Raw genomic sequence first — 21,229 nt, forward strand, 5'->3', positions numbered from 1 at the left:
GCGTCGGCGGCCTCGGACGGTTCCGGAACGGTCCGACGGCCCGGAACGGGCTAGAAGACCGACTCCGCCTCGTCCATCCGGTCCTTCGGGACCGTCTTCAGCTCGGTGACCGCCTCCGCGAGCGGCACCATCTGGACGTCGGTGCCCCGCAGCGCGGTCATGTTGCCGAACTCGCCCCGGTGTGCGGCCTCGACGGCGTGCCAGCCGAAGCGGGTGGCGAGCACGCGGTCGTAGGCGGTGGGGGTGCCGCCGCGCTGGACGTGGCCGAGGATGACCGGGCGGGCCTCCGTGCCGAGCCGGCGCTCCAGTTCGTGGGCGAGGGCGGTGCCGATGCCCTGGAAGCGCTCGTGGCCGAACTGGTCTATGGCGCCCTTGCCGTAGTCCATGGTGCCGTCGGCGGGGTGGGCGCCCTCCGCGACGCAGATGACGGCGAACTTCTTGCCGCGGGAGAAGCGCTCCTCGACCATCTTGACCAGGTCGGAGGGATCGAACGGCCGCTCGGGCAGGCAGATGCCGTGGGCGCCGGCCGCCATGCCGGACTCCAGGGCGATCCAGCCCGCGTGCCGGCCCATGACCTCGACGACCATCACCCGCTGGTGGGACTCGGCGGTGGTCTTCAGCCGGTCCATCGCCTCGGTGGCGACGCCGACCGCGGTGTCGAAGCCGAAGGTGCGGTCGGTGGAGGAGATGTCGTTGTCGATGGTCTTCGGTACGCCGACCACGGGCACGCCCGCGTCCGAGAGCATGCGCGCGGCGGTCAGCGTGCCCTCGCCGCCGATCGGGATGAGGGCGTCGAAGCCGCTGCGCTCGATCAGCTCCTTGGCGTTGTCGCAGGCCGCGCGGAAGCGGTCGCGCTCCAGCCGGGAGGAGCCGAGGATGGTGCCGCCACGGGCGAGGATGCCGCTGACCGCGTTGAGGTCGAGGGCACGGTAACGGCCGTCGAGGAGCCCGGCGTAGCCGTCCTCGAAGCCGATGACCTCGTCGCCGTAGTTGGTGACCGCTCGGTGTACGACCGACCGGATCACCGCGTTCAGGCCGGGGCAGTCGCCGCCCGCCGTGAGAACTCCGATACGCATCGTGTTCTGTCTCCCGCTCAGTGTGAATGCCGATGACCCGGTTCCGATTGTTCCACGTCCCCTGGGGCATCGTCGCCGTCAGCACTTGACGGGCGCCTTATCTATGGAGAGGGGTACTGTCAAGAGGGTTCCGCTCACCTCGGTGGGCGATTTTTGTGACGGCGGCCGGGCCTTTACGGCCGGTGCGGCGCAGGGAAAGCACCCGGAACGACCAAGGCACCACGAAACGGAGAGCTGGCGTGACCCGCAGCGTGTACGTGACCGGTATCGACCGAGGCGACGGCCGCCAGGTCGTCGAGCTGGGAGTGATGGAGCTGCTGACCCGGCAGGTGGACCGGGTCGGTGTGTTCCGTCCGCTCGTCCACGACCGCCCGGACCGGCTCTACGAACTCCTGCGCGCACGCTACCGGCTCTCGCAGGACCCGGCCACCGTCTACGGCCTGGACTACCACGAGGCCTCCGCGCTCCAGGCCGAGCGCGGCACGGACGAGCTGGTCTCCGTGCTGGTCGACCGCTTCCACGCGGTGACCCGCGACTACGACGTCGTCCTCGTCCTCGGCACCGACTTCGCGCACACGCAGCTGCCGGACGAGCTCGCGCTGAACGCGCGCCTGGCGAACGAGTTCGGCGCCTCGGTGATCCCGGTCGTCGGCGGCCGCGGCCAGACCGCGGAGTCGGTGCGCGCCGAGACCCGCAACGCCTTCCGCGCCTACGACACCCTCGGCTGCGACGTGCTGGCCATGATCACCAACCGGGTGGCCCGCGAGGACCGCGACCTGATAGCCGAGCGGCTCGGCTCCCGGCTGCCGGTGCCCTGCTACGTCGTGCCCGACGAGCCCGCCCTGTCCGCGCCGACCGTCTCCCAGGTCTCCCAGGCGCTCGGCGCGAAGGTTGTGCTCGGCGACGACTCCGGGCTCGCCCGCGACGCCCTCGGCTTCGTCTTCGGCGGCGCGATGCTGCCGAACTTCCTCACCGCCCTGACCCCCGGCTGCATGGTCCTCACCCCCGGCGACCGGGCCGACCTGCTGATCGGCACGCTCGCCGCGCACAGCGCCGGCACCCCGCCGATCGCGGGGGTGGTGCTCACCCTCGACGAGGTGCCCGGCCCGGAGGTCCTCACCCTCGCCGAGCGGCTCGCCCCGGGTACGCCGGTGCTGTCGGTGCCGGGGCTCAGCTTCCCCACCGCCGAGCAGCTGTTCTCCCTGGAGGGCAAGCTCAACGCGGCCACCCCGCGCAAGGCGGAGACCGCGCTCGGCCTGTTCGAGCGGTACGTCGACACCGCCGACCTGCTCAAGCGGGTCTCCGCGCCGAGCAGCGACCGGGTCACCCCGATGATGTTCGAGCACCAGCTGCTCGAACAGGCCCGCTCCGGCCTGCGCCGGGTCGTGCTGCCGGAGGGCACCGAGGAGCGGGTGCTGCACGCCGCCGAGGTGCTGCTGCGCCGGGGCGTGTGCGAGCTGACCCTGCTGGGCCCGGTCGAGCAGATCCGCAAGAAGGCCGCCGACCTCGGCATCGACCTCGGCGACTGCCGGCTGATCGACCCGGCGACCAGCGAGCTGCGCGACGGCTTCGCCGAGAAGTACGCGGCGCTGCGCGCGCACCGGGGCGTCACGGTGGAGCTGGCCTACGACGTGGTCTCCGACGTCAACTACTTCGGCACGCTGATGGTGCAGGAGGGCCTGGCCGACGGCATGGTGTCGGGTTCGGTGCACTCCACCGCGGCGACCATCCGCCCGGCCTTCGAGATCATCAAGACGAAGCCGGACACCGCGATCGTGTCCTCGGTGTTCTTCATGTGCCTGGCCGACCGGGTCCTCGTCTACGGCGACTGCGCGGTCAACCCGGACCCGGACGCCGAGCAACTGGCCGACATCGCCGTGCAGTCGGCCGCGACCGCCGCCCGGTTCGGGGTGGAGCCGCGGATCGCGATGCTGTCGTACTCGACGGGCACCTCCGGTTCGGGCGTCGACGTCGACAAGGTGCGCGAGGCGACCGAGCTGGTGCGTGCCCGGCGGCCCGACCTGAAGATCGAGGGGCCCATCCAGTACGACGCGGCCGTGGAGCCGACGGTCGCGGCGACCAAGCTGCCGGAGTCCGAAGTCGCCGGGCAGGCAACGGTTCTGATCTTCCCGGACCTCAATACGGGCAACAACACGTACAAGGCCGTGCAGCGCTCGGCCGGCGCCATCGCCGTCGGGCCGGTGCTCCAGGGTCTGCGCAAGCCCGTCAACGACCTGTCCCGCGGCGCACTCGTGCAGGACATCGTCAACACCGTCGCCATCACGGCGATCCAGGCCCAGTCCTCCGACCAGAAGGCGCCCCAGCAGTGAGCCCGTCGCGTGTCCTCGTCCTCAACTCCGGCTCCTCGTCGGTGAAGTACCAGCTGCTCGACATGCGTGACAGCGCGCGGCTGGCGGTGGGGCTCGTCGAGCGCATCGGCGAGGAGACCTCCCGGCTCGTGCACACCCCGGCGGGCGGGGAGACCCGGGAGTCGTCGGGCCCGGTGGCCGACCACGACGCGGCGCTGAAGGCGGTGGCGGCCGAACTCGCCAGGGACGGGCTGGGCCTCGACTCCCCCGAACTCGCCGCCATCGGCCACCGCGTGGTGCACGGCGGCCGGCGGTTCACCCGGCCGACCGTCGTCGACGACACCGTGCTCGCCGAGATCGAGCGGCTGATCCCGGTCGCCCCGCTGCACAACCCGGCGAACCTCACCGGCATCCGCACCGCCCGGGCACTGCGCCCGGACCTGCCGCAGGTCGCCGTGTTCGACACCGCGTTCCACACGACGATGCCGGAGTCGGCCGCCCGCTACGCCATCGACACCGGGACGGCCGACGCCCACCGCATCCGCCGCTACGGCTTCCACGGCACCTCGCACGCGTATGTCTCCCGCGCGACGGCGAAGCTGCTGGGCCGGGCGCCGCGGGAGGTGAACGTGATCGTGCTGCACCTGGGCAACGGCGCGTCCGCCTCCGCCGTCCGCGGCGGGGTGTGCGTGGACACCTCGATGGGGCTGACCCCGCTGGAGGGGCTGGTGATGGGGACGCGGTCCGGTGACATGGACCCGGCCGTCATCTTCCATTTGATGCGTGTTGGTGAAATGTCCGCCGACGAGATCGACACTCTTCTCAACAAGAAGAGCGGGCTGATCGGATTGTGCGGGGACAACGACATGCGGGAGATCCGCCGGCGCGTCGACGAGGGCGACGAACAGGCGGCGCTCGCCTTCGACATCTACATTCACCGGCTGAAGAAGTACATCGGCGCCTATTACGCCGTTCTCGGCAGGGTGGACGCGGTCGCGTTCACCGCGGGCGTCGGTGAGAACGCGGCCGAGGTGCGGGCCGCGGCCCTGGCGGGCCTCGAGGAACTGGGCCTCCTGGTCGACCCCGGACTGAACGCCGTGCGCGGCGCCGAGCCGCGCCTGATTTCGCCCGAGTACGCTCGCGTCGCCGTCGCGGTGGTACCGACGGACGAGGAACTGGAGATCGCGACGCAGACCTACGCACTGGTCGGACGGTAACGAATTGCGGCTCCACCGGGTGGCACCTGAGCCCACCTGAGCAAAAGGCCACTCATTTGTATCTTCCACCAGACGGAATATTCCGGAGCGAAACAAACGGATAGGATCGCCTCATGCGCCGTTCGAAAATCGTCTGTACTCTCGGCCCCGCGGTCGACTCCCACGAACAGCTCGTGTCGCTGATCGAGGCCGGCATGAATGTGGCCCGCTTCAACTTCAGCCACGGCTCCCACGCCGAGCACCAGGGCCGGTACGACCGGGTCCGTGCCGCCGCCAAGGAGACCGGCCGGGCCATCGGTGTCCTCGCCGACCTCCAGGGCCCCAAGATCCGTCTGGAGACCTTCGCCGAGGGTCCCGTCGAGCTGGTGCGGGGTGACGAGTTCACCATCACCACCGAGGACGTCCCCGGCGACCGGACCATCTGCGGCACCACCTACAAGGGCCTGCCCGGCGACGTGTCGCGCGGCGACCAGGTCCTGATCAACGACGGCAACGTCGAGCTGAAGGTCCTGGACGTCGAGGGCCCGCGGGTGCGGACGATCGTCATCGAGGGCGGTGTCATCTCCGACCACAAGGGCATCAACCTGCCCGGCGCGGCCGTCAACGTGCCCGCGCTGTCCGAGAAGGACATCGAGGACCTGCGCTTCGCCCTCCGGATGGGCTGCGACATGGTGGCGCTGTCCTTCGTCCGGGACGCCAAGGACGTCACCGACGTCCACCGTGTGATGGACGAGGAGGGCCGCCGGGTCCCGGTCATCGCCAAGGTGGAGAAGCCGCAGGCGGTGGAGAACATGGAGGACGTCGTGATGGCGTTCGACGCCGTCATGGTGGCCCGCGGCGACCTGGCCGTCGAGTACCCGCTCGAGAAGGTCCCCATGGTGCAGAAGCGCCTCATCGAGCTGTGCCGCCGCAACGCCAAGCCGGTGATCGTGGCGACCCAGATGATGGAGTCGATGATCACCAACTCCCGGCCGACCCGCGCCGAGGCCTCCGACGTGGCGAACGCGATCCTGGACGGCGCCGACGCGGTCATGCTGTCCGCCGAGTCGAGCGTGGGCGCGTATCCGATCGAGACCGTGAAGACGATGTCGAAGATCGTCGCCGCGGCCGAGGAGGAGCTCCTCTCCAAGGGCCTCCAGCCGCTGGTGCCGGGCAAGAAGCCGCGCACGCAGGGCGGTTCGGTGGCCCGGGCCGCCTGCGAGATCGCCGACTTCCTCGGCGGCAAGGGCCTGGTGGCCTTCACCAAGTCCGGTGACACCGCCCGCCGTCTGTCCCGCTACCGCGCGGCGCAGCCGATCATCGCCTTCACCACCGACGAGTCGACCCGCAACCAGCTGGCGCTCAGCTGGGGCGTGGACTCGCACGTCGTGCCGTTCGTGAACAGCACCGACGAGATGGTCGACCTGGTCGACCAGGAGATGGTCAAGCTCAACCGCTTCAACGAGCACGACATCGTGATCATCACGGCCGGTTCGCCGCCCGGCGTCCCCGGCACCACGAACATGGTCCGCGTCCACCACCTCGGTGGCGGCGGCCGCGACTGACGCGGCGTCCGGACACGGCACAGAGGGCGCCCCTTCCCGGTGGAAGGGGCGCCCTCTGTGTTCTCGCGGCTCCCGGAGCGGCTCGGGAGCGGACGGCTCAGTCGATGAACTGGTGCAGCCCGGGGACGTGCAGGTCGCCGCCGAACTGGCCGGCCTGGATGACCTTCACGTCGGTGAAGTAGATCAGCGGGATGTTCAGCGGCGGCGGGTTCTCCGGGCTGAACGTCACGGGTATCAGGCCGAACAGCTTGCCCGAGATCGACTCCGTGTACATGGTCGTGTCGCCGTTGCGGATGGTCGACGTCGACCCCTTGGCGGCCTGGACGTGGTAGGTCCTGCCGCCGTCCTCGTCCTGGACGAGCTGGTGCAGGTCGCCGATGTCGGTGCCGTCGCTGATGACGTACTTCAGGACCTGCTTGACCTTGCCGCTCGCGGTGCGCACCTCGACGATGCCCTGGTAGTCGGCGCCCTTCAGGAGCAGGGAGCTGGCTTCCAGGCGCCAGGGGCGGTCCGGCAGGGCGGGGACGTTCGCGTACGCGCCCTCGGCGTCGGTGGCGGCCGGGCAGTCCTCGGGGTCGACGCTCTCGGAGGCCGACGGGCTGGGCGAGGCCGTCGCGGTCGCCGACGGCACCTCGGTGGGGGCCTCGGTGACCTCCTCGGCGGTGTCCTCGATCGCGCCCCTGGCGTCCTCGATGACGGTCCTGCCCGTGTCCTCGGCCTTGTCCTCGGCGGACTCGGTCGGGGCGGGGGCCTCGGTGGCCGCGGCCTTCGGCGTCTCCGTGGGCGAGGGAGTGGCGGCCGGGGTGGCCTCCGCCTCGTCGCCGCCGGTGATGAGGTCCTCGAGCGCCTCTCCGATGCCCAGCGGGTCGAGCGGGTTGCCGGTCTCGGTCTCCGACGGGCTGGGGGTCGCGGACGGCTCGGCGGACTGGGGCTCGGTGTCCGTGGAGCCGGCCGGCTCCTCCGGGGCGGTGGTGGGCGCCTCGGGGGTGGCCGTGGGGGACGGGGTGCCGGTGTCCGTGTCGCCGGAGCCGGTGTCGGTCGGTCCGCCGGTGTCGCCGGTGGCGGTCTCCGACGGGGTGGCGGTCGGCGTCGCGGACGGTTCGGCGGTCTTCTCCGCGCCGTCCTGGGTGACCTCGAGGGCCTCGACGCAGGCCTTGTACTCCTCGGCCGAGAGGCGCTTGGGGTCCTGGCCGTCGGCCTGGGCGAGCGGGCCCATGCCGACACCCATCAGGACGGCGGTCGGCATCGCGGCCAGCGCGATGGCCCGTCCGGTGGGCATGTGAAGTCGGGTCAGGAGCGGCTTCTTCGGGGCCGCATGGCGAGGTCCGGTGCGGACGGACGGCTCGGCCGCGTAGTCCTCCGGGCCGAGCGGCTCAGCCGGCACGGTACCTCCCGTTGTCGTTGTCGGGCACGACGTCTTCGCTGTGCTCCCGCGGGGCGGGCACACCGCCCGTACCGTCCTCGGCGGTCTCCGGTCCGGCCTGCGGCTCGGGCTGGGGCCCGGCCGCGGCGTCGGCGTCCGCCCGAGGCAGCGGCGCGGTGGCCGGTGCGGCCGGGACCGCGGCCTCCTTCAGCTTCTTCGCCTTCGCGGTGGGCGAGTCGTCGGTCTCGTCGCCGGGCACCCAGGAGACGGCGAGCGCGCCGCCGACCAGGGACAGCAGGAAGCCGATGACGAAGCCGCCGATGTTGGACACCACCAGCGACACCAGGGCCAGCACGATCGAGGCGACACCGGCGAAGATGCGGGTCGCGTGCTGGAACCACATGGTGAGACCGAGGGTGACCAGAAGGACACCGATGATCAGGGAGCCCGCGCCGGCCGTCGTAGCCATCGTGATGGACATATGGCCGAGCTTGAGGGTGGCGTACGGGAAGTAGGCGATCGGTACACCGCCGAGCATGGTGAACAGACCCGCCCAGAAAGGCCGGTCGCCCCGCCAGGCGCGGAACCGCAGACGCGTCCGGGCGAATGACCCGACGCTCTGGACCGGAGTCTCGGCACTCATGGAAAAACAGCTCCCTGGATCCGGGGGGAAGTACGTACCGGCTGTACCGGCGGGGAGAGATCGAGGTCGACGCGCGTGAAGCGATGCCCGGTGCGGGTGCACCGGGCGGATCGTTCCGGTCCGGGCGGGGAGGCGCGGGCCTCCCCGCCCGGCGGTCAGCTCAAGTACCCGGGGGTACTCGCGCGACGGAGGCTCAGAAGCACTCCATCTTGGAGTCGGTGCCGAGCCGCAGGCTCAGACCGCTCAGCTTGAACGTGCCGGCGGTGGTGGCCCACGCGACCTGCTTGGCGTCGTCGAGGATCGCCGTGTCGGCCTGCTGGGCGAAGCCGCCCGGCAGCACGCCCTTGTCCGTGACGGCCGGACCCTTGTTCTGGTCCTTGACGGCCACACCGATGTCGATGCCCTTGAACGTGGCGTCGGCGTCGAGCTGGGCGATGTCGAGGTAGAGGTTGTCCGCCTCGACCGTCTTGCCGTTGCGACCCGCGTCCAGACGCATGTAGACGGTGCCCAGGAGCGGGATGTCCGTCTTCAGCGACTGGCACATGTCGTTGATCTCGGCGTGCTTGAACGTCGAGATCGCGACCGGGCGCTTGGTGGTCTTGGAGCCGGAGATGTCGGTGTAACCCTCATCGACACCGCCGTACTGGGCGAAGCCGGTGCCCTCCAGGTGACCGGCGCGCACCTTGAAGCTCTGGCCGGAGACGGCGAACGACGCGGCGAGCGCACCCTGCGCCAGACCCACACCGACCGCTGCGGCCGCGGCGACGCTGGGCACCATGACCACAGCGAACCGCTTCCATCTGGTCCCGCCACGAGGCTTGGAACCCATGATTTCCTCCTTCTCGGACGTACATCTCCGGCCCTGACTGCCGCATTGACTGCGGCTCAGCCGGGCAGGGATGGGAGAAGTGCTACGTCCTCGGGAAGGAGAGCGCCCGCTTTCAGCGGCGCGAACCGCGCCTGAATCACCGGCGATCACCCCCGAGCGACAACCACTGGTCGCGCCTGACACGCATCACGCACAACCTTGCTGGACAGGCTTCACCGAGCGGCGAAGACCCCCCTGCCCAAGAGCCGGCTCCACTGCCGCCGGCCCTGCTCGGTGGGGACCCAGGAACTCCCGCGTCCCGACCGGCTGTCGGGGGTGGGAAACGGACCGAGCGTGGCCGATCGTGGTGCATTCTCGCCGTCGGCACAAGGGGGTTCGTTACTCGCTAGTAACGGCCGGATAACCGAACAACGACCCACGGATCTCGGTCGGCGACGGAGTGTGTCAGATGGGGGCGGGACAGAACTATTGATTACTGGACGGAACCAGACAGACGAACGACTTGGACTTACTTGAAGTAACAGCGGCCGCGATTACCAAGATTTGGCAAAGCGCGGCCGCCTTCCAGCCTCGGGGGCAGCTTCAGCCACTCCGGCACCAGCGCCGTGAGCTCGGGGAACCGCCCGTTCCAGCCCGGTAAGTCCCTTTAGAACAAGGCCCGTGCGAGGGCCCGGCGCGCCGCGGCGACCCGCGGGTCCTCCGCCCCGACGACCTCGAACAGCTCCAGCAGCCGCAGCCGTACGGTGTCCCGGTCGTCACCCACCGTGCGCCGGACGGCGTCGATGAGCCGCCCGAAGGCGTCCTCCACATGCCCGCCGACGAGATCCAGGTCGGCGGCGGCGATCTGCGCCTGGACGTCGGCCGGCTTCTCGGCGGCGTCCCGGCGCACCTGCTGCGGGTCGAGGCGCTGCACCCGCTGGAGCAGTTCGGCCTGCGACAGACCGAGCTTCGCCTCCGGGTGGGCCGGGTCGTCGGCCAGCACGTTCTTGTACGCCTGCACCGCGCCGCCCAGGTCGCCCGCGTCGAGCGCCTGCGCGGCCGCGTTGAGCAGGGCGTCGTAGGGGCCGGCCGGCATCTCGGCGGGCGGGGCCGCCGTACCCGGTTCGGCGTCCGGGTCGACGACGAGGCCGGTCAGACCGAAGCGCTGCTCGGCGACCTGCACCAACTGGTCGAGGGTCTGGCGGATCTGGGCCTCGCCCGCAGCTCCCTGGAAGAGCGGCAGTGCCTGTCCCGCGACGACCGCGAAGACCGCGGGGATCCCCTGGACCCCGAACTGCTGCATCAGCATCTGGTTGGCGTCGACGTCGATCTTCGCGAGCAGGAAGCGCCCGTTGTACTCGACCGCCAGCCGCTCCAGGACCGGGCTCAGCTGCTTGCAGGGCTGACACCACTCGGCCCAGAAGTCGATGACGACCGGGACCTCGGCGGAGCGCTGGAGGACTTCCTGCTCGAAGCCCGCCTCATCGACGTCGATGACCAGGTCGGCGGGGGACACGGCCCCGCCTCCGCCCTGCCGGGCGGTTTCGGCGCGCGTCTGCTCGGCCTTGGCCTTGGCCTCCTGGGCCGCCTTGACCGCGGCGAGGTCGACGACGCCGCTCATGGACATGTTCCGTGGCTGCATGCGCCTATCCTCCCCCGTACCCGCGCGTCAGTGAAAAAACGTCGCGAAAGCGGGCTCCGGCCCGCCCCTCCGCCGTTGACGCCGGGTCCCCACCCGCGCCCTGCGGAGGTCGCCCCGTGCACGTCCAGCAGGGGTCGCCGTCCAGCTTTCGCTACGAGTCGTAGCGTAATGGTGTCGAGGTCTCCCGTGGGGCCCCGTACCCGGTGATCTGCCTCACTGCCGCGGGCGGCGCCGTGTGCGCGGCGGCGGTCTATGGTCTTGGGATGCAAAGCCGCACCCCAGCCGTCCGAGGCCGTCCCCGCAGCGCCGCCGCGGACACGGCGATCCTCGCCGCGACCCGTGCGGCCCTGGTGGAGCTGGGGTGGTCCAAGCTCACCCTGGGAGACGTGGCGACGCGGGCGGGGGTTGCGAAGACGACGCTCTACCGCCGCTGGGCGGGCAAGAACGAGCTCGTGTGCGACGCGGTCGCGGAGCTGTTCGACGAACTGCGGCTGCCGGACCGGGGGTCGCTGGCGGCGGACATCGAGGGCGTGGTGCTCCAGTTCGCCGCGATCCTGGCTCGACCGGAGGCCAAGAGCGGGCTGATGGCGGTGGTCGCCGAGTCCACGCGGGACGATGCTCTGCGCGAGCGGATCCGGGCGTCGATCGTGGAACGGCAGAAGTGTCTCGTGACCGAGGGGCGTGAGCGGGCGCAGGCGCGGGGGGAGTTGGCCGCGGAGGCCTCCGCGGAGGAGGCCGCCCGGACCGCCGACCTCATCTTCGACATGGTCGCCGGGGCGGTGGTCCATCGCACGCTCGTGAGCGCGGAGCCGGCGGACGAGGAGTGGGTACGAAGCTTCACCCGGATCCTGCTTCTGGGCCTGCCCGGAGCGGAACAGCCCACCCCTTCCTGAGGCCCGGAGCCGCCGCGGATTCGGGTGCGGGTCGTGGGTGGCCGGTCGCGCAGTTCCCCGCGCCCCCAGGGCGACACCGCCCCAGCCGCGGGCAGGCGTGCGGCCAGGGGCGGCACGGGTGGGCGCTGGGGGTCCCCCTCCGGGGGAGGCACCTCGCTGACGCCGAGCCGCGCACCGCCCCGCCTGCCGACGCCGAGTCAGGTGCGGGTCGTGGGTGGCCGGTCGCGCAGTTCCCCGCACCCCTTCCCAGCCGCGGGCGGGCGGCACCTCGCTGAGGCTGAGCCCTGAGGGCGCTCAGAAGCCCGGGGGTTCTGTGTAGACGCCCCACTCCTCGCGGAGCGCTTCGCAGATCTCGCCCAGCGTCGCCTCCGCGCGAACCGCGTCCAGCATGGGGCCGATCATGTTGGACCCGTCCCGCGCGGAGACCAGCATCGCGCCGAGCGCGGCCCGCACCGCCGCCTCGTCGCGTCCCGCGCGCCGGTCCCCCAGCACCCGCACCTGCTCCCGCTCGACCTCGTGACTGACGCGCAGGATCTCCAGATCGCCCGTCACCGAACCGGTGTTGACGTTGACGCCGACGACCCGCTTCTCCCCCTTCTCCAGGGCCTGCTGATAGCGGAACGCGGACTCGGCGATCTCGCCGGTGAACCAGCCGTCCTCGATGCCGCGCAGGATGCCGGAGGTGATCGGACCGATGGGGTGCCGTCCGTCGGGGTGGGCGCGCAGCCCCCGTTCCTTGATCCGGTCGAAGATCTTCTCGGCGTCGGCCTCGATACGGTCCGTGAGCTGCTCGACGTACCACGAACCGCCCAGCGGATCGGCGACGTTGGCGACGCCGGTCTCCTCCATGAGGACCTGCTGGGTGCGCAGCGCGATCTCCGCCGCCCGCTCGCTCGGCAGGGCGAGGGTCTCGTCGAGGGCGTTGGTGTGCAGGGAGTTGGTGCCGCCGAGGACCGCGGCCAGGGCCTCCACCGCCGTACGGACGACGTTGTTGTACGGCTGCTGGGCGGTGAGGGAGACGCCCGCGGTCTGGGTGTGGAAGCGCAGCCACTGCGACTTGGCGGACTCGGCCCCGTAGACGTCCCGCATCCAGCGGGCCCAGATACGGCGCGCGGCACGGAACTTGGCGACCTCCTCGAAGAAGTCGAGGTGCGCGTCGAAGAAGAAGGAGAGCCCGGGCGCGAACGCGTCGATGTCCAGGCCGCGGCTGAGGCCGAGCTCGACGTAGCCGAAGCCGTCGGCGAGCGTGTAGGCGAGCTCCTGCGCGGCCGTGGCCCCGGCCTCGCGGATGTGGTAGCCGGAGACGGAGAGCGGCTTGTAGGCGGGGATGTGCTCGGCGCAGTGCTCCATGAGGTCGCCGATGAGACGGAGGTGGGGCTCGGGCTGGAAGAGCCACTCCTTCTGGGCGATGTACTCCTTGAAGATGTCCGTCTGGAGCGTGCCGTTGAGGACGGACGGGTCCACGCCCTGGCGCTCGGCGGCCACCAGGTACATGCAGAAGACGGGGACGGCGGGGCCGCTGATCGTCATGGACGTCGTGACGTCGCCGAGCGGGATGTCCCGGAAGAGGACCTCCATGTCGGCGGCGGAGTCCACGGCCACACCGCAGTGTCCGACCTCGCCCAGTGAGCGGGGGTCGTCGGAGTCGCGGCCCATGAGCGTCGGCATGTCGAAGGCGACGGACAGCCCGCCGCCGCCGTGGCCGAGGATCATCTTGTAGCGCTCGTTGGTCTGCTCGGCGTTGCCGAACCCGGCGAACTGCCGGATGGTCCAGGTCCGCCCCCGGTAACCGGTGGAGTGCAGACCACGGGTGAAGGGGTACTCCCCCGGCCAGCCGATCCGGTCGAAACCGTCGTACACATCCCCCGGCCGCGGCCCGTACACCGGCTCCACGGGATCCCCGGAGAGCGTGGTGAAGTCACCCTCACGCTTGCGCGCGGCGTCGTACCGGGCCTGCCAGCGTCGGCGACCCTCGTCGATGGCGTCAGCGTCCATACCGTCGAATTTACTAGGACGTCCAAGTAAGCGTCGACGTGAACCGCCGCGAGTCGCTCACGGCGGTATCGGTCAGACCTTGACGGGATCGGCCTGCGCGCCGCTGACCAGCGGAAGCGTTTCTTCGGCGATCTTGCGCTCGACGAAGAAGGCGGCGAAGGGGATCGTGCCGGACACCAGCACCCACAGCAGCTTGCCGAACGGCCACCTCGCCTTGGAGCCCAGGTCGAAGGCGAAGATCAGGTAGATGATGTAGAGCACACCGTGCACCTGGGAGACCGCGAAGGTCACGTCCTCGCCGACCTCGAAGCCGTACTTGGCCACCATGCAGGCACAGAGAACGAGCAGCATGACGGCGGTCACATACGCCATGACGCGGTAGCGGGTCAGCACGCTGGATTTCATGGCAATGAGCGTAACCGCCCGGAAAACCGTCGCTCACGCGGGGAGCGTGTGATGCTTCTCGTGCTCTGCGCCGCGGCTCGGAACACTCGCGCGGCGGGGACGGCGGCCGGCCGGCGCCGCGGGCCTACTCCTCGTCGAAGTCCCCCGCCGAGATCCGCAGCGGCCTCAGCATCGCGAAGATCTCGGCGCATTCCTCCGCGTCGTAGACGCCGAGGCCGAAGTCCATGGACATCAGGTCGCGGGTGGCGGCGTCGACGACCTCGCGGCCCTTCTCGGTGACGGAGGCGAGGGTGCCGCGGCCGTCGTTGGGGTTGGGGCGCTTGTCGACCAGGCCGGAGCGCACGAGACGGTCGACCGTGTTGGTGACGGACGTGGGATGGACCATGAGGCGCTCGCCGATCTTGGACATCGGCAGCTCCCCGGCCTTGGAGAAGGTGAGCAGCACGAGCGCCTCGTAGCGCGCGAACGTCAGCCCGTACGGCTTGACCACGGCGTCGACCTCGGCGAGCAGGATCTGGTGGGCCCGCATGATCGAGGTGATCGCGGCCATGGACGGCACGCCACCCCAGCGCTGCTTCCAGAGCTCGTCGGCGCGCGCGATGGGGTCGAAGGGGAGACTGAGCGGCTTGGGCACGGCAACAGACCTTACCGGCCGGTCATTATGCGGTCAGCTCCGTCTCGCGTTTCGGGCGGGTGCGCGTGACCTGGGCCGAAGGCGGTGGGGCTCGGCGCGGTGCCGCCGGAGCCGGACCTCTCGTGGGACTCGGCCATACGGCGGTGACCGACTTGCACCTTACGTGACACATGTTCCGATTGTGCGACGATGGGTGACGGCACGTCACCTCCGTCCAGGGAGCAGCATGACCCGGCCGACCTCCACGCTCGCGGCCCTGGCCGCGCTCGCCGCCCTCGCCCTCACCGCGGGCTGCTCCTCCGCGCCCGGCCTCGACGAGGCCTCGGTCGCCGGGGCCGCCTCCCGCAAGGTGGGCACCGCGCCCGCCTCGCCGTTCTGGGTCGACCCGGACAGCGCGGCCGCCCGGCAGATCGAGCGGTGGCGGCGGGAGGGCCGCGCCGGCGACGCCGAGGTGCTGCGGCGCATCGCCGACCGGCCCGCCGCGATGTGGCCCACCGGGGAGACGGACCCGGCCCCCGCCGTGCGGGCCGCGGCCACGGCGGCGCGCGGCACCGGGCAGACCCTGGTCCTCGCCGCGTACAACATCCCCCACCGGGACTGCGGTCAGCACTCCGCGGGCGGGGCCGTGGACGCCGACGCCTACCGGGCCTGGATCGGGAGTCTCGCCGACGCCCTCGGTGACGCCCGGGCCCTGGTGGTCCTGGAACCGGACGCGGTCGCCCACGTCGTGGACGGCTGCACGCCCGCCGAGTACCACGCCGAACGCGAGAGCCTGCTCGCCGAGGCCGTCGCCCGGCTCAAGCGGCAGCCCGGCACCCGGGTGTACCTGGACGCGGGCAACCCGTCCTGGATCCAGGACCCCGCGAAGCTGGTCGAACCGCTGCGGCGGGCCGGCGTCGACGCCGCCGACGGCTTCGCGCTGAACGTCTCCAACTTCCAGCCGGACGACGTCACGACGGCGTACGGGCTCCGGCTCTCGCAGGAACTGGGCGGCAAGCACTTCGTCGTCGACAGCAGCCGCAACGGCAACGGCCCGCTGGACGGCGTCTGGTGCAACCCGCCCGGCCGGGCGCTGGGCACACCGCCCACCACCGAGACCGGTGAGCCGGCGCTGGACGCCTATCTGTGGGTGAAGCGGCCCGGCGAGTCCGACGGCACCTGCGAGGGCGGGCCGGCCGCCGGGCGGTGGTGGCCGGAGTACGCGCTGGCGCTGGCCCGCAACTCCGCCTCCTAGGACTTCAGCCGACCTGGAGCCACTTCGCCTCGGACGGCGTGCCCTCGGCGTCCGTCACGAACAGCATGTACCAGCCGGGCGGCACCAGCGCGGGGTCGTCCGGCACCGTGAAGGTCACCGAGTCGCCTGCCTTGGTCATGCCCAGCTCGATCGAACGCTGCTCGACGTCCGTGGTGTGGGTGACCGCGCTCGGGCGCATCAGACGGGCCTTGGCGATCCGCTCGGGATGGCCGGTCCGGTACGTCACCGTGCGCCCGGCGTCCAGCTGCTGCGGGCCGTCCGCCAGTTCGGGCCGGCCGGCGGCGTTGCGGTGCAGCGCGGGCGGGGTGAAGACCTCCATCCGCTGCTCGAAGTGGCCCAGCTTGGTGTTCTGCTGGTCGTCGAAGAGCGGGTCCGATCCGAAGGTGGCGACCCGTCCGTCGGGCAGGAGCAGCGCCTCGGAGTGGTAGTTGCGTCCGACCGTGGGGTCCGCCGCCGCGCGGAAGGCGTTGGTCCTCGGGTCGTAGAACTGCGCCTTGAGGATGTTGCTGGCGCTGCGGCCGCGGTAGTCCTCGGAGCCGTTGGCGGTGAAGACGGTGTCGTCCGGCATGATCACGCTGTTCAGATAGCGCGTGCCCTGCGGCAGGTCGGGGCCGTCCTCGAAGACCGGGTTCGCCTTCTTGAGGTCGACGACCGCCGTGCGCGGGGTCGACCTCTTCGACTCGCCCACGCCTCCGCCGCCCAGGATCATCACCTTCTGGTCCTGCGCCGGGGGCAGCAGCAGCGAGGAGGAGGTCTCGGTCTCGTCGGCGTCACGCAGACCGGGGACCTTGGTGAAGGTGTTGGACTCCAGGTCCCAGATCCCGGGCTCGCGGCCCTGGTCCGCCGGGCCGTAACCGGCGTTGGAGGCCGAGTAGAACAGCTTGCCGCCCCGGGTGAGGAACAGCGCCGGGTACGTCGGGAAGTACCGCTTGGGACCCGGCGTCCAGGTCTTGCTCACCGGGTCGTAGATCTCGTTGTCGCCGGGGTCGATCGCGCCCACGTCGTTCAGGCCCGAGACCGCGAGGACCCGGCCGTCGGCGAGGCCGACCAGGGTCGGGTACCAGCGGGCCTTGTCCATCGGGTCGACGGGCAGGTACCGCTCGGCGACCGGGTCGAACTCGTAGGCCGCGCGGATGCCCTGGAAGTCCTGCTTGTCGAGGGTGATCTTCTCGGACAGACCGTAGGTGTTGGCGGCGTCCTTGCCGCTCAGGCCGACGATCGAGTACTGCGCCTGCCTGTCGGCGACGGACCGCGGGCCCTTCTTCACGGCCTCCACGAACACCCGCGCCTCGCCGGCCGTGACCTTCGTCCGCCAGGGCTGCATCACCCCGCGCGCGTCGTACGTGATGTCGAAGGCACGCTCGGCCTTCGGCACGGTGACGTCGAACCGGGTGACGTACTCGACGCCGGCCGGGGAGCGGAAGCGGGTGCCCTTCTTGAGGTGCACGGCCTTGTCGGGGCTCTCGTTCTTCACCCGCATGCCGCCGCCCGCGCGGTCCACCTCGCCGTCGAGCAGCTCGTAGCGCGCCGTGCCGCCCGCGACCAGGAGCCGACCGTCGGGGAGCTGCGCGTGACCCGAGCAGAAGAAGTCGTCCGGGGTGGGGATCTCCTTGAACGTGTTCGCCTTCGGATCCCACAGGACGGTGTCGAAGTCGCCCTTGTCGAACTTGCGCTGCTCGTTGCCCGAGCCCGCGATGATCAGCACCTTCCCGGTGTGCAGCAGGGCCGCGTGGATGGCGTTCGTCCGGTACTCCTCGGGGATGGAGACCTGGCTCCAGGAGCCGTAGCGCGCCTTGTACCCGGGCTGGGCGATCTTGTACGCGTGGTACTTCTCGCCCGCGAAGTCCAGCACGGCCGGGGCGTTCAGGCCCGCCAGGATCGCGATGCCGCCGATGCTCAGTACGGTTCGCCTGGTCCTCTGCGAAGGTTGGTAGGCCATGGCCTAGTTCTCTCCTGTCGTCGTACCGGGCGTCTGGGCGGGGGCGCCGCTGGCGAGCGCGGGTTCCGTGCCGTCGGGGTGGAGGGGGGTCGTGGCCGTCGCGGTGGCGGACGTGGGCGCGTTCGCGGCAGTACGGGTGCGGGGCCGGTGTGGTGCGCGGGCCGCCGCCCGGCTCGACAGCCAGACCACCACCGGGGCCAGGGAGATGGCCGTCGCCAGGACCGCCCAGGTGCGCATCGCCGCGTGCGTGTGGCCGAGGACGACCGAGGCGGCGAGGGAGACGGCGAGCAGCGCCGCCCACGCCAGATGGATACGGAAGGTCAGCAGGCGGTCCGCGCTCGTGTCGCCGCCCTTCGGCGTGACCACGAACCGGCTCGGGCGGCCCGCGACGGCCTCGCCGAGCGACTTGAGATAGATCGGCGCCGACAGCGCCGACATCGCCATGCCCGCGAGACCGCCGGAGCCCTCCGGCTCGTGCGGCGAGACGTTGTGCCGGCGGTTCCAGAGGTAGAGGCCGACCTGGAGCGCTGCGGCGTCGCTGTAGAGCATCAGCCAGACCGAGGCGGCGACCTGGGTGCCGGAGGCGCCGAACCAGAGGAACAGCACGCAGCTGAGGATGCCGAGGAGCCAGTTGACCGCCGTCATCGGGTAGTAGACGAGCATCAGCGTGTACGAGAAGAGGCGGCCCGGCGGCATCGTGAACGGGGCCTTCCAGTACTGCTTGAACAGGGTCTCGTAGGTGCCCCTCGACCAGCGCATCTGCTGGGTGAAGAAGTCCGTCCACGAGGCCGGGCCCTCGCCGACGGCGAGCACGTCCGGGGTGTAGACCGAGCGCCAGTGGTTGCGGGTCCCCGGGTTGCGGCGGCGGTGCAGCTCGAAGCCGGTCGCCATGTCCTCGGTGACGCTGTCCTGGAGGCCGCCGATCTGGAGCAGGGCCTCGACGCGGACGACGTTGTTCGTGCCGACGAACATCGGGGCGCGGTAGCGGTTGCCCGCGCGCTGGATCAGCGCGTGGAAGAGGAACTGCTGGGACTCGGCGGCCTTGGTGACGGGGTTGTGGTAGTTGCCGTACACCTGCGGGCCGACGACGAAGGCGACGTCCGGGTCGCGGAAGTAGCCCATCATCCGCTCCAGGAACTCCGGGAGCGGGACGTGGTCGGTGTCCACGGAGGCGAAGAACTCGTACGCGTGACCGTGCCGGGCGAGCCAGGCGTTGTAGTTGCCGTGCTTGGTGCGGGCCTTGTGGGCTCCGCTGTCGGCGTTCCACTCCGGGACGCCGTGGCGGGTGAAGTGGTGCACGCCGAGTTCCGCGCAGAGTTCCCTGGCGCCGTCGTCGTCGCCCTCGTCGAGGAGCCAGACGTCGACGGGGCCGGCGTGGGTGACCCGGACCGCGGCCTCCAGCGTGGCGCGGACCATGGCGAGGGGTTCCTTGCCGGGGACGTACGTGGTGAGGAAGGCGACGCGGGTGCCGGGCTCGGGGACGACGGGGACGGGGTCGCGGGCCACGAGGGTCGCGTGCGCGACGGAGGCGACGTTGACGACCATGAACAGCTCGATGAGCCCGATGGCTATCAGCATCACGATGTCGAGCCCGACCATCCACTGCTCGCCGGCCTCGCGCTCGACCCAGTGGGTGGGCCAGACGAGGTAGACGAGGAGGAGGCCGGTGACGAGCGGGGCGAGGCTCATCAGGGCGACGGCTCGTATTCGGTGGGGCTCGCGGGAGAGGAGAGAGGTGTACCGCACGCGGTAGGCGGTGCCGTGGCCGGGCTCGGTCAGGGGTCCGGCCAGTCGGCTGTGGCTGTCGTAGTCGTAGCCCTCCGGTCGCACGGCTTCCCTCCCGTCGGTGAGGAGCGATCGGTCTGGGTCGGACCGCTCAACTACTCACACAAAAAGGGAGACGACGGGGCGTGTCGAACGGGATGCGCCCAGGCGGGTGCCTACGGCGGCCCGTTGGTGTGGCCCACCCCACCGACAACTGGCACGAACCCGCCCGGTGGCGTATCAGCCGTCGGTCTTCTGGGCGCGGCTATCGCCCGTGGGTGGCGCGCCGCGCGTGGGCGTGTCCGCCCGCCTGCTGGCGGTGGATGGCGCGCCTCACGTCGGCGTGTCCGCCCGCCCGGTGCCGGTGGGTGACGCGCCTCACCTGGGCGTGTCCGCCCGCCTGCTGGCGGTGGATGGCGCGCCTCACGTCGGCGTGTCCGCCCGCCCGGTGCCGGTGGATGGCGCGCCTCACCTGGGCGTGTCCGCCCGCCCGGTGCCGGTGGGTGGTGCGGGGCCGGGGCGGGGGGTGTCCGTCCTCGGTCCGCCGATCCGGTCCCCTACGGGGGCTCTGGTGTCTGACGGCGGCCGCTGCGGGCGGACACCCCCCGCCCCGTCCCCTCCCCGCCGTACGCGGCTGACGGCCCCGCCCGTGGGCGCTTCGCGTCGCACGCGTCTCCCGTCCTCGTCCGTGGCGCCGCGTGCCGTACGCGTCTTCCGTCCTCGTCCGTGGCCGCCGCGGGCGGACACCCCCCCCCGCCACGCCCGTGCCCCTCCACGCCGTCCGCGACCGCCTGCCGCCGCGGGCATGCGTGCCGCCAGGGACGGCACGGGCGGGCGCTGGGGTCCCCCCTCCGGGGGAGGCACCTCGCTGACGCCGAGTCGCGCGGCGCCCCGCCCTCAGCAACCACCGGGCGGTACGTCGCTGACGCCGAGCTGCGCACCGCCCTCAACCCCGCCCCGCTACTCCGCGAGGTACCGCTCCACCCTGTCGACCTTGGCCGTGAGGCCGTCCGTCACCCCCGGACGGATGTCCGCCTTGAGGACGAGGGAGACCCGAGGCGCCCGCGCCTCGACCGCGGCCACCGCCCGCTTCACGACGTCCATGACCTCGTCCCACTCCCCCTCCACGGACGTGAACATCGCGTCCGTCCGGTTGGGCAGCCCCGACTCCCGGACGACCCGGACCGCGTCGGCGACGTACTCCCCCACGTCCTCGCCGACGCCGAGCGGCGTCACGGAGAAGGCGACGATCACGCGCCGACCACCCCTTCCTTGCGGGCGCCGGAGGCGATCAGCGCGTCCTCGGACTCGCGGCGCAGCCTGCGGTCGGCGAAGAAGCCGCCGGTGGGCAGGACGGAGAGGGCGAAGTAGAAGGCGGCCGTCTGGAAGGACCACTTCGCGCGGTTCCAGGCGTCGAGCCAGAAGAGCACGTAGAGGACGAAGAGGAGGCCGTGGACGGCACCCATGACCGGCACCGCGTTGAAGTCCGTCGTGCGCTTGAGCACCGAGCACACGAGCAGCAGCAGGAAGGACACGGCCTCGGGGGTCGAGACCAGGCGGAGCCGGCGCAGGGCGGAGGCGGTCTTGATGTCCACGGTTCACCTTCGGTGGGAGAGTCATCGACAGTTTGTGAACGAGTGCACAAACGCGCTGCCATTGTGGCAAACGCCGGCGCGGCCCCGGCGCGGGGGGCCCGTCGGCGGGGCCCCCTCGGGGTCCGGTCAGGGTCGGTCTCCGCCCCA

The 21,229-nt window shown here is 71.2% G+C and carries 17 protein-coding genes; 5 read left to right on the top strand and 12 right to left on the bottom strand.

Features of this window, described 5'->3' with window-relative positions; translation table 11 throughout:
• Positions 1-50 precede the first annotated feature (50 nt).
• Positions 51-1,076 carry a 6-phosphofructokinase gene (locus tag ACFYR0_RS29165; protein WP_389334450.1) on the bottom strand — a complete coding sequence of 342 codons (1,026 nt, stop codon included), beginning with the start codon at positions 1,074-1,076 and terminating at the stop codon, positions 51-53.
• Between the two features lie 239 nt (positions 1,077-1,315).
• On the opposite strand from ACFYR0_RS29165, the gene pta reads away from it, so the two are divergent.
• The 3 genes from pta to pyk all read left to right on the top strand — a co-directional run bounded on the left by pta (position 1,316) and on the right by pyk (position 6,146).
• Positions 1,316-3,406, top strand: coding sequence for a phosphate acetyltransferase (gene pta, locus ACFYR0_RS29170; protein WP_389334453.1), 2,091 nt, complete (start codon positions 1,316-1,318; stop codon positions 3,404-3,406).
• A complete protein-coding gene (locus tag ACFYR0_RS29175) occupies positions 3,403-4,602 on the top strand; it encodes an acetate kinase (protein WP_389334456.1) in 1,200 nt (399 codons plus the stop codon). The genes pta and ACFYR0_RS29175 overlap by 4 nt, the downstream gene beginning before the upstream one ends.
• A 113-nt stretch (positions 4,603-4,715) precedes the next feature.
• Positions 4,716-6,146, top strand: coding sequence for a pyruvate kinase (gene pyk, locus ACFYR0_RS29180; RefSeq protein WP_389334459.1), 1,431 nt, complete (start codon positions 4,716-4,718; stop codon positions 6,144-6,146).
• A 97-nt stretch (positions 6,147-6,243) separates the two neighbouring features.
• Here the strand turns inward: pyk and ACFYR0_RS29185 are convergent, their stop codons facing one another.
• The 4 genes from ACFYR0_RS29185 to ACFYR0_RS29200 form a co-directional block, all read right to left on the bottom strand.
• The gene (locus ACFYR0_RS29185) at positions 6,244-7,530 is read right to left on the bottom strand and encodes a hypothetical protein (RefSeq protein WP_389334462.1); all 1,287 of its coding nucleotides are present in this window, start codon (positions 7,528-7,530) and stop codon (positions 6,244-6,246) included.
• Positions 7,520-8,152, bottom strand: coding sequence for a DUF6114 domain-containing protein (locus tag ACFYR0_RS29190; RefSeq protein WP_389334465.1), 633 nt, complete (start codon positions 8,150-8,152; stop codon positions 7,520-7,522). The genes ACFYR0_RS29185 and ACFYR0_RS29190 overlap by 11 nt, the downstream gene beginning before the upstream one ends.
• Before the next feature lie 193 nt (positions 8,153-8,345).
• Positions 8,346-8,981 carry a DUF6230 family protein gene (locus ACFYR0_RS29195; protein WP_389334468.1) on the bottom strand — a complete coding sequence of 212 codons (636 nt, stop codon included), beginning with the start codon at positions 8,979-8,981 and terminating at the stop codon, positions 8,346-8,348.
• Positions 8,982-9,627: 646 nt separating this feature from the next.
• A complete protein-coding gene (locus tag ACFYR0_RS29200; RefSeq protein ID WP_389334471.1) occupies positions 9,628-10,602 on the bottom strand; it encodes a tetratricopeptide repeat protein in 975 nt (324 codons plus the stop codon).
• Between the two features lie 263 nt (positions 10,603-10,865).
• On the opposite strand from ACFYR0_RS29200, the gene ACFYR0_RS29205 reads away from it, so the two are divergent.
• Entirely contained in the window at positions 10,866-11,495 is a 630-nt protein-coding gene (locus ACFYR0_RS29205; protein ID WP_389334475.1) for a TetR/AcrR family transcriptional regulator, read from the top strand.
• Positions 11,496-11,789: 294 nt separating this feature from the next.
• Here ACFYR0_RS29205 and ACFYR0_RS29210 read toward each other — a convergent pair whose 3' ends face one another.
• The 3 genes from ACFYR0_RS29210 to ACFYR0_RS29220 form a co-directional block, all read right to left on the bottom strand.
• Positions 11,790-13,490 (bottom strand): methylmalonyl-CoA mutase, encoded by a 1,701-nt coding sequence (locus tag ACFYR0_RS29210; RefSeq protein WP_389334478.1) that lies wholly within the window; start codon positions 13,488-13,490, stop codon positions 11,790-11,792.
• Positions 13,491-13,562: 72 nt separating this feature from the next.
• Positions 13,563-13,895: a DUF3817 domain-containing protein gene (locus ACFYR0_RS29215; RefSeq protein ID WP_389334481.1), complete on the bottom strand. Its 333-nt coding sequence runs from the start codon at positions 13,893-13,895 to the stop codon at positions 13,563-13,565.
• Positions 13,896-14,019: 124 nt separating this feature from the next.
• Complete coding sequence (locus tag ACFYR0_RS29220; protein WP_386381007.1) at positions 14,020-14,529, bottom strand: MarR family winged helix-turn-helix transcriptional regulator; 510 nt, start codon at positions 14,527-14,529, stop codon at positions 14,020-14,022.
• Between the two features lie 226 nt (positions 14,530-14,755).
• Here ACFYR0_RS29220 and ACFYR0_RS29225 point away from each other — a divergent pair, with 226 nt between their 5' ends.
• The gene (locus ACFYR0_RS29225) at positions 14,756-15,763 is read left to right on the top strand and encodes a glycoside hydrolase family 6 protein (protein WP_389334484.1); all 1,008 of its coding nucleotides are present in this window, start codon (positions 14,756-14,758) and stop codon (positions 15,761-15,763) included.
• A gap of 4 nt (positions 15,764-15,767) precedes the next feature.
• Here the strand turns inward: ACFYR0_RS29225 and ACFYR0_RS29230 are convergent, their stop codons facing one another.
• From ACFYR0_RS29230 to ACFYR0_RS29245, 4 genes are all read right to left on the bottom strand, one after another.
• Complete coding sequence (locus ACFYR0_RS29230; RefSeq protein ID WP_389334487.1) at positions 15,768-17,723, bottom strand: galactose oxidase-like domain-containing protein; 1,956 nt, start codon at positions 17,721-17,723, stop codon at positions 15,768-15,770.
• 3 nt (positions 17,724-17,726) lie between these two features.
• Positions 17,727-19,553 (bottom strand): glycosyltransferase family 2 protein, encoded by a 1,827-nt coding sequence (locus tag ACFYR0_RS29235; RefSeq protein ID WP_389334490.1) that lies wholly within the window; start codon positions 19,551-19,553, stop codon positions 17,727-17,729.
• 894 nt (positions 19,554-20,447) lie between these two features.
• A complete protein-coding gene (locus tag ACFYR0_RS29240) occupies positions 20,448-20,741 on the bottom strand; it encodes an MTH1187 family thiamine-binding protein (protein WP_386381003.1) in 294 nt (97 codons plus the stop codon).
• Positions 20,738-21,082, bottom strand: coding sequence for a DUF3817 domain-containing protein (locus ACFYR0_RS29245; protein WP_389334493.1), 345 nt, complete (start codon positions 21,080-21,082; stop codon positions 20,738-20,740). The genes ACFYR0_RS29240 and ACFYR0_RS29245 overlap by 4 nt, the downstream gene beginning before the upstream one ends.
• Positions 21,083-21,229 lie beyond the last annotated feature (147 nt).

Source organism: Streptomyces sp. NPDC005017 (genome assembly GCF_042873115.1).
Classification (GTDB): domain Bacteria; phylum Actinomycetota; class Actinomycetes; order Streptomycetales; family Streptomycetaceae; genus Streptomyces.